We start from the raw sequence: 372 nt of genomic DNA on the forward strand, positions 1-372 counted from the left end.
TTGGTGCAGCATCAGCTCAAAATGATATGCCTATAATACTTACTAATGAAAATAGTAATATAACTGAAATAAATGATTTATTCAAAGATAAAAAAATAGATAAATCTTATATAATAGGTGGAGAATATACAGTTTCTAAAAATATAGAAAACAAACTTAAAAATCCACAAAGAATATCAGGTAGTACTAGAAATGAAACAAATGCAAAAGTAATAAAAGAGTTTTACAAAGATTCTAATATAAATAACCTATATGTAGCTAAAAATGGAATCAATAAACAAGATGATTTAATAGATGGTTTATCTGTTGGGGTTTTAGCTGGAAAAACTAAATCTCCTGTAATACTAGTAGGAAATTTACTAGACTATAGTC

Annotated in this window: 1 protein-coding gene; it reads left to right on the forward strand. The window is 25.3% G+C overall.

What is annotated here, in order from left to right; genetic code table 11:
* A partial coding sequence (locus IC213_RS20655; protein ID WP_227863590.1) for a cell wall-binding repeat-containing protein occupies nt 1-372 on the forward strand: 372 nt, incomplete at both ends.

This window comes from Clostridioides sp. ES-S-0049-02 (genome assembly GCF_020658465.1).
In the GTDB taxonomy this organism is placed as follows: Bacteria; Bacillota; Clostridia; order Peptostreptococcales; family Peptostreptococcaceae; genus Clostridioides.